General features: G+C 51.2%; 22 protein-coding genes and 1 pseudogene. 5 read left to right on the top strand and 18 right to left on the bottom strand.

The window, feature by feature from the left end:
- Positions 1-5: 5 nt before the first annotated feature.
- Positions 6-1217, bottom strand: a complete 1212-nt coding sequence (locus tag LC417_RS03900; protein ID WP_152545237.1) for a benzoate/H(+) symporter BenE family transporter — start codon at positions 1215-1217, stop codon at positions 6-8.
- 84 nt (positions 1218-1301) lie between these two features.
- On the opposite strand from LC417_RS03900, the gene LC417_RS03895 reads away from it, so the two are divergent.
- The 3 genes from LC417_RS03895 (at position 1302) to LC417_RS03885 (ending at position 2927) form a co-directional block, all read left to right on the top strand.
- Entirely contained in the window at positions 1302-1859 is a 558-nt protein-coding gene (locus LC417_RS03895) for a helix-turn-helix domain-containing protein (protein WP_045140377.1), read from the top strand.
- A 66-nt stretch (positions 1860-1925) separates the two neighbouring features.
- Positions 1926-2351 carry a MarR family winged helix-turn-helix transcriptional regulator gene (locus LC417_RS03890; RefSeq protein ID WP_010245273.1) on the top strand — a complete coding sequence of 142 codons (426 nt, stop codon included), beginning with the start codon at positions 1926-1928 and terminating at the stop codon, positions 2349-2351.
- 15 nt (positions 2352-2366) lie between these two features.
- Positions 2367-2927, top strand: a complete 561-nt coding sequence (locus LC417_RS03885; protein WP_010245270.1) for an isochorismatase family protein — start codon at positions 2367-2369, stop codon at positions 2925-2927.
- A gap of 51 nt (positions 2928-2978) precedes the next feature.
- Here the strand turns inward: LC417_RS03885 and pqqU are convergent.
- Positions 2979-4853: pseudogene (pqqU, locus tag LC417_RS03880) on the bottom strand (TonB-dependent receptor PqqU); the annotation flags it as partial.
- A 212-nt stretch (positions 4854-5065) separates the two neighbouring features.
- On the opposite strand from pqqU, the gene LC417_RS03875 reads away from it, so the two are divergent.
- On the top strand, positions 5066-6244 hold the full coding sequence (locus LC417_RS03875; protein ID WP_223565514.1) for a site-specific integrase: 1179 nt from the start codon (positions 5066-5068) through the stop codon (positions 6242-6244).
- Here the strand turns inward: LC417_RS03875 and LC417_RS03870 are convergent.
- From LC417_RS03870 to LC417_RS03810, 12 genes are all read right to left on the bottom strand, one after another.
- On the bottom strand, positions 6225-6416 hold the full coding sequence (locus tag LC417_RS03870) for an AlpA family transcriptional regulator (RefSeq protein ID WP_008926250.1): 192 nt from the start codon (positions 6414-6416) through the stop codon (positions 6225-6227). The two genes, LC417_RS03875 and LC417_RS03870, sit on opposite strands and share 20 nt — an antisense overlap.
- A 46-nt stretch (positions 6417-6462) precedes the next feature.
- Positions 6463-6885 carry a DUF2513 domain-containing protein gene (locus LC417_RS03865; RefSeq protein WP_223565513.1) on the bottom strand — a complete coding sequence of 141 codons (423 nt, stop codon included), beginning with the start codon at positions 6883-6885 and terminating at the stop codon, positions 6463-6465.
- A 27-nt stretch (positions 6886-6912) separates the two neighbouring features.
- Positions 6913-7251, bottom strand: coding sequence for a hypothetical protein (locus LC417_RS03860; protein WP_223565512.1), 339 nt, complete (start codon positions 7249-7251; stop codon positions 6913-6915).
- Entirely contained in the window at positions 7244-7450 is a 207-nt protein-coding gene (locus tag LC417_RS03855; protein WP_223565719.1) for a hypothetical protein, read from the bottom strand. The genes LC417_RS03860 and LC417_RS03855 overlap by 8 nt, the downstream gene beginning before the upstream one ends.
- A 5-nt stretch (positions 7451-7455) precedes the next feature.
- Positions 7456-7731, bottom strand: coding sequence for a hypothetical protein (locus tag LC417_RS03850; RefSeq protein WP_223565511.1), 276 nt, complete (start codon positions 7729-7731; stop codon positions 7456-7458).
- Entirely contained in the window at positions 7728-8303 is a 576-nt protein-coding gene (locus LC417_RS03845) for a hypothetical protein (RefSeq protein ID WP_223565510.1), read from the bottom strand. The genes LC417_RS03850 and LC417_RS03845 overlap by 4 nt, the downstream gene beginning before the upstream one ends.
- Positions 8304-8502: 199 nt before the next feature.
- On the bottom strand, positions 8503-8847 hold the full coding sequence (locus tag LC417_RS03835) for a hypothetical protein (protein ID WP_223565508.1): 345 nt from the start codon (positions 8845-8847) through the stop codon (positions 8503-8505).
- Entirely contained in the window at positions 8844-9116 is a 273-nt protein-coding gene (locus tag LC417_RS03830) for a hypothetical protein (RefSeq protein WP_223565507.1), read from the bottom strand. Before LC417_RS03830 ends, LC417_RS03835 begins: the two co-directional genes overlap by 4 nt.
- Positions 9116-9427 (bottom strand): hypothetical protein, encoded by a 312-nt coding sequence (locus tag LC417_RS03825; RefSeq protein ID WP_223565506.1) that lies wholly within the window; start codon positions 9425-9427, stop codon positions 9116-9118. Before LC417_RS03825 ends, LC417_RS03830 begins: the two co-directional genes overlap by 1 nt.
- 12 nt (positions 9428-9439) lie before the next feature.
- On the bottom strand, positions 9440-9844 hold the full coding sequence (locus LC417_RS03820) for a hypothetical protein (protein WP_223565505.1): 405 nt from the start codon (positions 9842-9844) through the stop codon (positions 9440-9442).
- Positions 9841-10284 (bottom strand): hypothetical protein, encoded by a 444-nt coding sequence (locus LC417_RS03815; RefSeq protein WP_223565504.1) that lies wholly within the window; start codon positions 10282-10284, stop codon positions 9841-9843. The genes LC417_RS03820 and LC417_RS03815 overlap by 4 nt, the downstream gene beginning before the upstream one ends.
- 10 nt (positions 10285-10294) lie before the next feature.
- A complete protein-coding gene (locus LC417_RS03810; RefSeq protein WP_223565503.1) occupies positions 10295-10459 on the bottom strand; it encodes a DUF1317 family protein in 165 nt (54 codons plus the stop codon).
- Positions 10460-11277: 818 nt separating this feature from the next.
- Between LC417_RS03810 and LC417_RS22580 the strand changes: the two genes are divergently transcribed.
- A complete protein-coding gene (locus LC417_RS22580; protein WP_374197795.1) occupies positions 11278-11592 on the top strand; it encodes a DUF2767 family protein in 315 nt (104 codons plus the stop codon).
- Here the strand turns inward: LC417_RS22580 and LC417_RS03800 are convergent.
- From LC417_RS03800 to LC417_RS03785, 4 genes are all read right to left on the bottom strand, one after another.
- Positions 11559-11987, bottom strand: a complete 429-nt coding sequence (locus LC417_RS03800; RefSeq protein ID WP_223565502.1) for a protein-export chaperone SecB — start codon at positions 11985-11987, stop codon at positions 11559-11561. The genes LC417_RS22580 and LC417_RS03800 overlap by 34 nt on opposite strands.
- A gap of 28 nt (positions 11988-12015) precedes the next feature.
- Positions 12016-12618, bottom strand: a complete 603-nt coding sequence (locus tag LC417_RS03795; RefSeq protein WP_255601830.1) for a transcriptional regulator — start codon at positions 12616-12618, stop codon at positions 12016-12018.
- Positions 12606-12890, bottom strand: coding sequence for a type II toxin-antitoxin system HigB family toxin (locus LC417_RS03790; protein ID WP_223565501.1), 285 nt, complete (start codon positions 12888-12890; stop codon positions 12606-12608). The genes LC417_RS03795 and LC417_RS03790 overlap by 13 nt, the downstream gene beginning before the upstream one ends.
- Before the next feature lie 168 nt (positions 12891-13058).
- Positions 13059-13706 (bottom strand): LexA family transcriptional regulator, encoded by a 648-nt coding sequence (locus tag LC417_RS03785; RefSeq protein WP_223565717.1) that lies wholly within the window; start codon positions 13704-13706, stop codon positions 13059-13061.
- Between the last annotated feature and the right edge of the window lie 69 nt (positions 13707-13775).

The raw sequence follows: 13775 nt of genomic DNA, 5'->3' as shown, positions 1-13775 counted from the left end.
CGCAATCAGCCGGATTTGCGCACCAGCAACAGGTGGGCGATGACGCCACCCGCCAGTCCCCAGAAGGCCGGACCAATGCCCAGCAGCGAAACGCCGGATGCGGTGATCAGAAAGGTGATCAGCGCGCTGTCGCGTTCGGCAGGCAGATCCAGTGCGCGGTGGAGGCTGCCACCCAGCGTGGCAAGGAGAGCCAGACCCGCCAGCGCCTCAATCAGCACCACAGGCAGGGCACTGAACAGCACGGCGATCAGCGCACCGGACGCGCCCGCCAGCAGATAGAAGATCCCCGCCAGCGCCGCCGCACGCCAGCGTTGCTGAGGATTTGGGTCGACCTCATCGCTCATGCAGATGGCCGCCGTAATCGCCGCCACGCAGACCGAAAAACCCCCTAATGGCGACAGCAGCAGCGCAATTAATCCGGTCCAGCTCATCAGTGAAGAGACGGGTGGACGGTAGCCGTGCGCCTGCAGCGTGGCGATGCCGGGGGCGTTCTGTGACGCCATCGTCACCAGGAAATAGGGCACGCCGATCCCCAGCAGCGTGGTGAGCGTAAAGTGCGGCATCACGACTTCCGGCATTGCCAGCCTAATCGGCTGAGGCGGAAAGTGGATGGCGTGCTGTGCCAGCGCGACGGCAACACCCACCAGCAGCGTGACCAGAATTGCATAGCGGGCCAGCCAGCGGCGGGCCAGCAGCCAGGCCAGGCACATGCTGCCGCACAGTACAAAGTTACTTTGCAAATCGGCAAAGGTCTGCAGCCCGAAGCGCAGCAGAATACCTGCCAGCATCGCCGCTGCCAGCGAGGCAGGAATGTAGTTCATCAGCCGGGCAAACAGGCCGGTGACGCCGCACAATACGATCAGCAGGTTGGCGAAAACAAAGACGCCTACCGCCTCATTCAGCGAAATGCCGTGAAAACTGGTCGCCAGCAGCGCGGCGCCGGGCGTTGACCAGGCAGCCAGCACCGGCATGCGGTAGCGCAGTGACAGGCTCAGCGAAGCGATCCCCTGCGCAATGCCCAGCACCGACAGCCAGCCGCCAATCTGCGCGGGCGTGGCGCCCGCCGCCTGAAACATCTGATAGATAATCGCGCCACTGCTGCTGTAGCCCACCAGCACAGCCACGAAGCCGGAGACCAGCATCGGCAGGGTAAAACGGGGAGGTTCCGCTCTCGTCATGGTCAGACTCTTTATGAGGTTGTGCGTTATAGCGCACATGGTCGCATGATGCGCTATAACGCACAAGTGTTACACTATTGCCATAACGTCACTCACCAGGATGACGAGAAAGCAGGAGAAAAAATGGCGGATTTTCAGCAACACCTGAGCAGCGCGCTCAGACAGTTGCGGCAGGCCAATGGCTGGAGCCTGACGCTGACGGCGGAGCGAACCGGCGTCAGTAAAGCGATGCTGGGCCAGATTGAGCGCGGCGAATCGAGTCCCACTGTGGCGACGCTGTGGAAGATTGCCACCGGTTTCAACGTTCCGTTTTCCTTTTTTATCGACGGCAGCGTACTGCCTTCAGGCGCCGCGCCTGGATTCAGTCAGCCCAATGCCGACATGTCGGTACGGTCGCTGCTGCCTTACGATCCGCAACTGCGTTTTGATCTGCTGGCGGTGGAGCTGGCAGCGGGCGCGCAGAGTCATTCTTCGCCCCATGAAGCGGGCTGTGTGGAGCAGGTGGTGATCATCGAGGGCGAACTATTGCTGGGCGTCGGGGATCTCTGGCGACGTCTGCTCGCCGGGGAGGCGTTCCAGTTCAGGGCCGATGTGCTGCACAGCTACCGTAACCCGCTCAGCACGCCGCTGCGCTTCCACAGTCTGATCCACTATCTGCAGCGCCCGGACGTTACAAATTGATACCTGAGCAAACTACACAGTTTACCTTCGTATCTTTATACTTTCGCTTATCGATGGAGACGGGTAATGAGCGATCTGACTGAATCCGCTGCAATGCTGCGCATGCTGGTGGGCAAGCTGGGCCGCCGGTTGCGCGAGTCAGCACCGCCTGGCGAATTAACCTGGTCGCAGGTCGCGGTGCTGGGTCATCTGGTTCGCGATGGGGCGATGACGGTAACGCAACTGGCGGCGGCCGAGGGCGTACGCACCCAGTCAATGGGCGCGACCGTCGCCGGGTTACTGGCGGCGGAACTGGTGACGGGCGAGCCGGATCCCCATGATGGCCGTAAAACCCGCTATCTTCCCACGACGTCCAGCCTGGCGGTGATTACGTCGAGTCGCGCGATGCGCGATGACTGGCTGGTCCGGACGCTGGAAGCGCGACTGAGTCCGGCAGAACAGCAGCAACTGACCGACGTTCTCCCTCTGCTGCAACGACTCACTGACTATTAAATCTGAGGATTCAACATGGCTGTAACCACACTGGATGCAAAAACTGCGCTGATTGTTATCGACCTGCAACATGGCATTGTGGCGCTGCCGCTGGTTCATGAACCGCAGCCGGTGATCGAACGCTGTGCCGGACTGGCTGAGGCGTTTCGCGCGCACGATCTGCCGGTTGTGCTGGTTAACGTGGCTGGTGGGGCGCCGGGCCGCAATGAGCAGGCACGTCACAGCGGCGAATTGCCCGCCGACTGGGCCACGCTGGTTCCGGCGATGACCCCACAGCAGAATGACCTTACGGTCACCAAGAAAACCTGGGGTGCGTTTCACGCCACGGCGTTGCACGATGAGCTGCAAAAGCGCGGCATTACTCAGGTAGTGATTTGCGGTATCGCGACCAGTATCGGCGTGGAATCCACCGCACGACAGGCGTATGAGCTGGGTTACAACGTCACGCTGGCGACCGATGCGATGACCGATCTCAACCTCGATACGCACAACAATAGCGTGAACCTGATCTTCCCACGCCTGGGTGAAACCGGCAGCTGTGAGGATATTAAGGCGCAGCTGAATTCGCGCGCCTGATTGGCGTGTGACGTTAAGCGTCGGGCCACCGCGACGGTGGCCCGAATTGTTTTAGCGGAAGGCGTAACCCAGCGTTAAACCGACGCTGTAATTGCGGCCCGGCGCGGATTCGAAATAGCGACCATTACTCTCATTCACAATCACTGAACCCACATAGTGCCGATCAAACAGGTTATCGACCCGGCCAAACAGATCCAGCGTCCAGTTCTCAACCAGCCACTTATAGCCACTGTTTACTGCTGCCACTGTGTAGGACGGGGTGTTCACGCTATTCTGATCTTCAGCGGCGATCTGGCTCAGATAACGCACCTCACTGCCTGCATAAAAGCCCTGTTCCGGCAGGTAACCGAGTCCGGCGTAAGCCATGTTACGGGCAATGCCAGGAATGCGGTTGCCGTCACAGCTGTCGCTGCCGCAAGCGTTAGTGCGATAGCGCGCATCCAGCAGGGTGTAGGCCATCTTCAGCCGCCAGTCCCAGGCAAACTGCTGGTCCAGGCTTAACTCCAGACCGCGACGGCGGGTCTGACCGGCATTTTTATAGGTAGTGCGTCCGCCACTGCTGGCATCCGCCACAATCTCATCCTGGGTATCGGTCTGGAACAGCGCCGCGCTGATCAGGCCGTTGCCGATGCGTTTCTTGCTTCCAATCTCCAGCGTATCGCTGGTGGCCGGTTTCAGCCCCAGATTCAGACCGGTCGCGCCATCCGAGCGGTAAGAGAGCTCATTAATGGTCGGGGTTTCAAAGCCGCGACCGGCGGAGATCCACGCGTTCCAGCCTGGGTCAAAGGCATACTTCAGTGCCGCAGCGGGCAGCCATTTGTGATAGCGCGCATCACCGCTGTCGTCGCCGTTACCGGGCTGAATATAGAAGTCATTAGAGTCAAAGTTAACGGTGCTGAACCGCACACCCGCATCCAGCGACAGCTTATCGGTCAGTTGCCAGGCGGTCTGCAGATAGGGATCGAGCGTCCACATCAGGTTGCGCTCGTTGCGGCGCAGATTGCCCTGTTCGCCCAGCTGTGTCACCCCGTTGCTGACCGTGAAGTTTTCATAGCCCTTGCGGCGCTCGGTCATGGTTTCGTAGTCGAGTCCGCCGGTCAGCGCCACCGGAATAGACAGCAGCGTGTCGCGATGGGTCCAGCGGGTATCGACGCCCTGATAGTGGCGGGTCAGGGCGATCACGCCACCGGGATGAGACGGGTTGCGCTGCACGGCTGCGGGGATCGACTGGAACTGGGTAGTTTCGCGCATGCCCGCATAGAGCATCACGCTGAGGTCGTCATTTTCACTCATCTGGCGCTGATAACGCAGGCCGCCCTGAGTCTGATCGACAGTCTTACGGGTGTTATAAAGCGGGACGTTGCTGACCACCTGACGTGGATTGTCACGCCACTGCGCCTCGGTTAAGCCGCCGGGATCCTGCGCGTCAATGTGAACGCTGTTAAATAGCAGCGTCAGGGTGCTGACATCATCAATACGCACGCCCAGTCGGGCGTTGCCAAGGTTTTTCTGCGCAGCGCTGTGATCACGATAGCCGTGAGTGGTGAAGCGTGAGGCGGAGACGGTGTAGTTAACATCTCCGGCATGGCTGCCGTCACCGGTCGCGCCGCTGGCTTTGACGCTATTGCGCCAGCTGCCGTAACTGCCATACCAGCTGCTGGCTTCAAGCGTGGTCGGCTGTTGTCCTTGTTGGGTAGTGACATTGATTACGCCACCCGAAGCGTTGCCATACAGCGCAGAGAACGGGCCGCGCAGTACCTCAACATGATCAATCGAGCCGATATCGATATTGGAGGTCTGCGCCTGACCATCCGGCATGGTGGCCGGGATGCCATCCACATAGATGCGCAGCCCGCGTACGCCGTAGGTTGAGCGGGAGCCAAAGCCACGCATCGACAGCTGCAGGTCCTGTGCGTAATTTTGCCTCTTATGTTTAGAGTTCTGGCGGTCTCGAATCTAATGTTCATCTAAAAACAGTAACGATCATCAATCACCAATTATGTTCATATGCATTTGATTTTAAATATAATATTTTCTCATTTAATTGCACTTGCCATCACTTCTGTACACCTATAAACATCTGTGTACAATGCCATATAAGTACAAATTGAGTCATGATATTTGATGGTGAGTACATAATGGCTATTAGCGATACGAAACTGCGCGGGTTACATGGCAAGCCTTACAGCGGTCCAGCGGAAATAACCGATGCTGACGGATTAGGGATAAGGATAACCCCTAAAGGGATAGTCAGCTTTCAATACCGGTACAGAATAAATGGCAGCCAACACAGACTTGGGATAGGCCGTTACCCCGCGGTATCTCTACGTGATGCTCGTATAAAAGTCGGTGAGTATAAATCTCTCATTGCTGAAGGGATCGATCCTAAGCATCAACTTCTTGTTAAAAAGAAGAAGCCTACCGTACATGAATGCATCAAGTATTGGTATGACAACTATGTGCTTCAGTCACTGAGAAAAAGCACCGCTGAAGTGTACGAGCGCATAGTGCTTAATGAGATGGAAAAGTATTTTGCGGATATACCAATAGAGCACATCCCGGTCAGTGCCTGGGTAGACTTTTTCACGGAGCAAGAACAGGCTAATCCATTAAAAGCCCGTAAGCTATTGGTACATTTGCGCGGAGCAATAGCTTGGTGCTCACGAAGACAGTTTATTGAAGACTCATCGCTTTTGAGATTGAATCCCAAAGAATTTGGCAGGAACCCTAAAACCGGCGACACGGTTCTTACCTATCGGCAGTTGGCAAAGATATGGGTTGAGAACGAAAAATCTACCGCAACGTTTTCGAGCAAAATGCTCATCAAGTCCCTCATTTTGTATGGATCACGCAATAGCGAATTGAGAGAGTCACGAAAGGAGGATTTTGATTTTGAAGAGGGTATCTGGACATTGCCATCAGACCGTAGCAAAACAAATAAAATCATCAGGAGGCCGATCTTCAAACAAATCGAGCCACTACTTAAACAGTCAATCGATAATGGCAATGGCCTACTGTTTCACGGTGCTTTCGAAAGGAACATTCCGCTGAGCATCGGTTCTTCAACCAGGTATGTCAGATTGCTACGCGATCAGCTTAACTTTGGTGATTTTACCGCTCATGACTTTCGCAGAACGATGGCTACTCGTTTGGCAGAGGAAGGGATTGCGCCCCATGTCATTGAGAAAATGCTGGGGCATGATCTTGGAGGCGTGCTTGCAGTGTATAACAAGCACGACTGGTTAGCGGAACAGAAGGTTGCTTATGAGCTCTACGCTGACAAGATTTTCGAGCAGATCAAGCTGATCTCTGATTAACGCCGCCGTTTAAAATCCACTGCTCTACCTCAGCCAGTAAGTATTTTTTTGGGCGATTTCTTACTGGCTTGGGGAAGGAATGATTCAGCACATAAGTCCTCATTGTTGTTCGTGAGGTAACACCAATTTTTTGCATCGCTTCGCTTTCAAAGATCATTTCAATATTAGCCATTCTTTTTCTCCACACATTCCCGCTGCATCAGGATACTTGATAAATATTATTCAGGATTGAAACCCGTCAAGCGTTTGATTTTTTGTTTGGCATAACCTTTAGCCAGCTCTTTAACAACATCAGATAAAGTAGATAAGCTTGCATCTGAGAAGTTATTTTTTACCGTATTCCAAACTTCTTTTTGACGTAAATCTGAGATGAAGTCGTGTCCTTTAGCTGTTAATCGAAGTGAACTTTCTACATGCATTGTGAAGGAGCCTACATTAACTGGTCTGTAGAACTCCCAACCAGGCTCTCCGTTCAGTCTGGAAATGAACTCTTTATCTCCTAATAGGCGCATATGAAACTTGAATTCAGGGCTTTTTGTGTCTATTCCTGCCTTTAAGAGATCGTTCTCAGAAGTATCCGATCCTTCCGTATCTTCAAATGCAATCAATAAGTCTTTTAAGTACTGCTGGTCAATTTTCATAACTTCCTCCGTGACATGTCACAGCATTTATATCACCAACTTGAGCGAGTACCAGCCCTTTGTAACCCAGCATTTAGACTCACCCTGGCAAGGGCATGACTGCACCGGCAGCTGGTCTTTGCATTTCCCGCACTGCTGGTGGGCCAGCGCCTCAAGTTGCTGCGCCAGCTCAGCGGAGTCTTTCCGGATTAAGAGCGCGATATATTCGTTCAGCTCATACGGTTCACGACCGGGGCGGCGTGCGGCGCAGTTCTGCGCCAGCATCTCCAGTTCCTGACTATCCAGAGCCAGCTCCAGCTTTTTACCTCCGGCAGCGGCCTGCCTGGCACGCTGCGATGCTTTGCGTTCGGCGGGGGATTTAGCCACCTTTACCTCCCGGCAATTCCGCAGCCTTCTTTGCCGCTTCACGGGTATCCCACTCCACAGCGTGAGCAATTTGCCTGGCAGACGAAACGGCGCGCTCAATCAATGCATCACACTCAAGCACAATGCGGCGTAAGTCAGGGTTTCTTTCCAGTATGGCCGCTCTCTCTATCTGCCAATCGTTACAAACCTCAAGCAGCATCTTGCTCACTGTTCGCCTCCAGGCGCTGCTGCCAGCATTGCGTCGTAAGCATCACCCAGACGAGACAGGCCATACATGAACTGATCGCCAGCAGCAATCATCTCCTCTGTCGGCTCTACTGGTACCAACTTCCATCCCTCCGGTATCTCGCGACCCTTACGCAGCGCCAACAACTCCTTTGCCATGACAATGACAGCCTCGACCGAAACATGGCTCGCAAAATCAACGCTTGTTGTCACAGACTCAAGATAGAGGTTGCTGGGATATTTTTTGTCGCTCATTTCGCCTCCTCAATGTTGCGCAGGATGGCGGCGCGGCAGGCACTGAATCCACAACGGAATGTGTCTTGGTAGTCTTCATTAATGAAAAGCTGCCTCCAAGCTTCGCGCGTCAATTCATCCGGAACCAAATCAGCCAGGTCAGCGGCGGGCGCGGGACGGGTGAATACGGCAACAGGCGGCTCATTGGTTACTCGCAGTCTCGGGTGGCGAGTAGAGAATTTTTTAGCACCCGTACCCGTTATCACAACGTAACCATACGGCTTCTGCTTCTCCAGCTCTGCCAGCTGCGCCTGAAGCACATCACGCTCTGCTGTTGCCCTTCGCGCGTGCTCTTCCCATGCGTGAGCGCCCAAGAGATTTTTCTCTCCTTCCACCTCTGCTGCTTCTGCGCGCTGCTGCCAGTCATCCGGCTGCGCGGTCAGGGCGGCGAGTGCGATTTGAAAGACTCGCATTTCAGTTTCAAGAATTTTTCGCATTTCTCTACCGGGACGATGATTACGCAAAATCATCTCAGTAAGCTCAATGCGGCATCTGCATCTAGAAATCAGCGCCTGTTTCTGCTCTTCTGTCATGATGGCTCTCCTGCGCGGATAACTGGCTCAGCCTGGCGGAATCTTGATGGTGCCCAGTCGCACACCTCATCTGTAGGGATGTGTCCAAACATCATTGTGCAGCGGCGGCAATGAACGCAGTCACTACATGCCTTTCCTTCAGGCAGATTCATTTTGTCACTGTCATTTTTACGGCGTCGCATTGGCTCACGAGTATCCATCACTCACCCTCCACCTGATAACCGGCTGCGCGGATGACTTGGAAATCACTATTGGAAATTAATAACGGCGCTCCCTCTTCATCATAAATCACACTGTTTAACCAATCTGACCATGCAATCTGACATTTCATCCGCTGGCTTTTGCTGATGTCGGTAAATCGGATATAAACCCAATCACAGGGAGCTGAGTCCGGCTGCGCGGTCAGAGCGGACAGTGCGATTTGCGCAATCTGCTGGGCTTCTACGGCAGGAAGCATGACGTTTGCATAGTCGCCATATTTCTCACGCCATTCTGATATTTTTCCGCAACGCTCAATCAGCGCCTGCTTCTGCTCTTCGGTCATGATGGCTCTCCTGCGCGGTTGGAGCGGCAAACCAAAGCCCAAAAATTCATATCGCAAATTAGTGCTACGCGCATTTCCGCCGTGAAGCGACAACCGAGCTTATTTGACTTGCCTACTGACCGCCGACGCTTGCGTCTTACCTTGCGCGCATGGGCTGCATTTACCGCTTCCTGGCGTTGTCTGGTGGCATAAACACCTTTCGCGGGTATTTTCCGGGCCTGTTTTTGATAAGCGCTTAACAGGTCATGCACGTCTGATGATTTAGCCATCACTCACCATCCTTACCGGCGCGCAGCCAAATACAAACCGCACCGTCTTCAGTGTCATGGATGGAGCCAACGAACCAGCCTTCACCTTCAGGGCTTTCAGGTTGCCAGGTAGAGTTATTGCAACCATCTACAGTAGGGTCGATCATGTCTTCATCAAGGTACTCAACCTTCCACTGCAAATCATGCTCGGACATCCACTGATCAAACTCAGCGGTAGGGATAAATTCACGACCATCACAGAACGCCAGATAATCTGGATGAGACCAATAGCCATATTGGTTGCGTTTAACTTCTAAGGGCTTAATGCTCATTGAATCTTCTCCTTAACCCATGCATTCCAGATACAGCCCGCTGGCAATCAGACGAGCACGGCGTGCAGCTGCTTCACGATGGCGCTTGATAGCCTCTTCAGAACGGTTGTTGCTGTAGTTGATAATCATTGGCTTACATGGCGGTGGAGCAACACGGCGCGGATTTCTGACTAGGTTGTAAGTGCGGTCAATTGATCCGCCACCGAGACAGACCTGATTGGATGCCTCAACCTGAAGAGTTTCACCACCGCGGCGCATGATGTGAAGAACCAAACGGTTGAACTCACTGAGAGTCATACCGAGTTTCTGCGCCAGCTCCCGACCCGTTGCCGGGCCTTTTGATAACTGCCAGGCCAGCTTTTCACTGAAACCGGAATTTGGGCCATTGCTGCGGCGAAATTGGGCGACCTTTCTCATGACACCACCTTCAGCGTTACCGTACGTGAGCGAAGTAAATCCATTTCCATTTGGGAAATGATGTTGATCGCTTGTGAAATGCCGGGCAGCTGTTGATTACCCACAGTTGACACCGCCAGGCGCGCTTCACCGAGTGCTTCACCGCGCAGTGTTCGAATCCACTGATCGCAGGCTGGCGTAGCAAGTGCTGCATTCAGGTCATCAATCAGTGTCAGGTCTGCGCCTGCAGCCTGTAGGGCTGAAATAGTGTCAGGAAGCACGCTGTTGATACGCAGCACTTCTGAAGCCATCAGATTGGCACGAACGGTGGCAACGTCGAGACGCGACGACAGCTCAGTCACCATCTTTGCCATTTCGATCAGAGGAGTATCCATCCCGATGTTCTTAGCGAACTGGTGGCCGGCAGCGACGACTTCTTTATTCGATTTGAAATGATGCATGTCATCGCCCTCAGTGAATGGTGATGTTGATGGTTTTATTAAGCCGCTCAGCTTCACGCTGCGCCTTAGTGGGATTACTGATTACCGAGCCATCAGGCATGATCCAGCCGTTCAGGATATGGCTGTAGGGCAGGGTGATAATGCCTACGGTTATATGGTCGTTCGGCTTTTCCATGAAAGTCTCCACACACGATTTTTGGTTGCATGAATCCCTTGCCAGTGATGGCAATAAAAAACTTTTGGGATTCGTTTAAGTTGGCTGGTGGGTTACTGCAATAACCCACAGCCCGATTACTCCACACACTTGAAAGGTTGCTGCGGTGCCGGGTGCCTCCCGGTGCTCTGGTCAGACTGACAAACACCAGAGCGGAAACTCTTAGACTGTGTGCAATCTTTGTCAGTCTTCCGCGCGCGCTGGCCGCATTCACCACAACGGCTGAGAGCATTAATCGGTTCAGGGAGGTCTTCTGGAGTTTCCTTCGCCACTGAGAAATGCTCTCACCGTTATGAAAAAGGGCGGTTAAACAAACCCTCATGAGTAACCGCCAACAAAGCAATTCAGTACTTTTAAAACGCTGGTCCGCGAACCACGTCTTCAGCATCACACTGCACACTCACCACACCGGCATCACCACAACAGACAACATCAGCATCTGGGAAGAGCCTCAAAAAGGTAATCAGGTCCCGGAGCGTTGTGTTCGACATGTTCTTAATCACTTTCACAGCACCGTCCTCACACCACTGCAAAACGCTTAGCGAATCATCCCGGTCTTCTTACGCCTCGGGCGGCTACTTCGTAGGCATCCTGCCTTTTCGCTATTGATGGGTTAAATATACACATAATGTGATTTGATAGTCAATCACAAAACGTGTAGTGAAAGCTCAAAACACAATATGTGCATGATTTTTCGTGTGATAAATAATATTTCGTGATATTTGAGTGGGTTATGATGATGTCATGTGGCTGTCTAACGCCTTTATAGTGGGGGTATCATGAGCAAGCAATCAGATAAGCTATATGATGAGATGTGCAGGGTTGTTGGTGACGTGGTATTCACGCTCCACGATTATGGGGTTGAGTCGAAGCAGATAGTGATAACAGATGCACTCAGAACGGCGCTGGCATCAAAGAACCCTGCCAGGTCTGAGTTAATGACTAAAGCAATGGAAGCTGCGGCCACAGACTGGATAGATAGGTATAAAAAACCCGGCGCAATGGCCGGGATAAATTTCATTTGGAATAATTCATTCTTGATGAGTTTAAAAGTCTGCAACTATTCTTCAGTACTAAGTGGGACTGGGTTTTGAGTGAAATCAACATGAGGTAGCGGTATGTTTCCATATCCAGACATCATTACTAAATTTTCAATGAAAACTTTCATATAAGGATAAGTTAGGTTAGGAACCGTAGCTCTAGCAAGCATAGTTTTTGGTAAATCATTCGTAACACTTTCATCAGATTGAAAGTCAAAAACATAATCTAGATCAATTTTATACCTTTCAGGTACATTAACCTTGATTCTATATTTAACTCTGAATAATTTGTCACTATGATTATTCATGTAAAATTCATTGCTAAAATCAAGTTGAGCGTCATGTTCTTTATTTTCTTTTCTCTTTGTCTTTTTACTACTTTCTTTTGTGCTTTCTATTTCAGTAATAGTTAAGCTAGTTACTCTGGATGTAAGGATATTAAAGCTCATATTTATCACACTTTAGAAACGTTTAATTTCAATGTAATCCGTAGCTTAGGCTTCGAATCTGAAAATTAGGCATCCTTTTTTCATTGGTACTAGGAGCCACAAGTGTTACGCGTTCACTTGAATATGTAGACTCACTGAACCCATTGGTTTTAGAAAATCCTACTTCAAGGTGAACCGCATCTTCACATACTCTTCCAATAGCTAACGCAAAAGATTCTGTATTTAAAGGGAGTGGTTCCCACTCAACGTTCGAAACATCTTGGATGAGGATGTCAACAGGAATTCCTAATCCAGTGTGAATGCTTTTAATCATAGTAAGGCTTAGAGGTCTGCGATAATTCAGAACCTCCGATACCTTTGATGGAGAACCAAGATATTTACGCATATCAGCTTGGGTTAATCCCATTTGGTCCATCCTGAATTTTATTGCTTCTATAGGATCGGGCTTTTCTACAGGAAAGTTGTTTTCCTCATAGTGGCCGATTAACAAACTTAAAAGCTCAAACTCATCAAAATCTGGAGTCCCTTCTTTCAGGTCAGTATCAGCTAATTCGAGCAATCTGTTCATGGCATGATCATAGCTTTTTTTATCTTTAATAATCCGCCAGTTATCCATAATCACAGTCTCCAACGATCGTACTCCGCATGTGTACCAATTTTTTCTATGACAACTACACCTGCAACGTAGATTACCTGAACAACTAAGCGATAATCGTTGCCTTTGATGTCAAATATCACTCTATTTTTTGGCCTAAAATCTACATGATTGTACTTATCTCTAATATCTTGGGGAGTTTTCCAAGTTGAGCGACAAACTTCGTCATGCCACGCTTCAAGTGGGCCCTTAGCCTGATTATGCTTCCTAATGAACTTATGAAGCTCCTCCAATCCTCTGACCTTCATAGCAACTTTTGGTTCCCCTTTTGGGAAGTATAAACGGTTTTCCCTAAAAGGGAATTTTTAGTTTTTAGTGGAAAAAAATTGGTAATGATTAAAATTTGAATAAAAACAATAAGTTAATAATATGTGATGTTGCATTATTTCAGAGAGAACTTACGTTATAGAGGGAGTTCACCCAAATGTCTCTTCCGGCCACTGAGCCTTAACAACTTTACCTATGATGCGGCAGCTGTGGTCACAGTCCAGAATTCTGTAGGCTGGATTAAGCGGCACAAGGTAGCTCACACCTGCATCTTTCTCATACTTTTTGAAAGTCACTTCAGAGTCTGTGTTAGCAGATGCAACACAGAAATCGCCAGTCTCGACCGGTTCTGCCGGGTCTATGAGGATCAGCATGCCTTCCGGGAAACTTGGCCGAACGCCCTGCGGCGCGGTCATTGAGTGACCTTTAACTTCAAGCCAGAAAGCTTTATCGCTGGCCTTCTTCGTTGTAGGGACCCATGCCTTAGCGTCTCTGGAGGTAAAGCTACCCACCTCAGAAAAATCACCAGCCTGGACATAAGTGAAAAGGGGGTATTCATACTGCTTAAAGACTGTATCAGCATCTTCTCCAAACAATATCTGGGCTGGAGATATGCCTAAAGCAGACCCTAATAGGATGGCATCGTCAGAACTGACCTTCCTCGTTCCAGATTCATAATTCCCCAAACGTGACGGAGCTGCCCAGCCACATAGTCTGGCAAGCTGCGCTTGGCTCAATCCCTTGCTTTCTCTTAGGGCTTTAATCCTTTCCCCTATCAACTCATGCATTGTTTTCATCCTATCAAATTTAACACGTAGCGTGATTGCTGTATCTACACGTTTTGTCATTGACTCTTAATCACGAAT

It is taken from the genome of Pantoea sp. OVA07A (genome assembly GCF_019969975.1).
GTDB classification, from domain to species: domain Bacteria; phylum Pseudomonadota; class Gammaproteobacteria; order Enterobacterales; family Enterobacteriaceae; genus Pantoea; species Pantoea agglomerans.
Note: the sequence above shows the minus strand (reverse complement) of the source record. Positions and strands in the feature narration are given on the sequence as shown.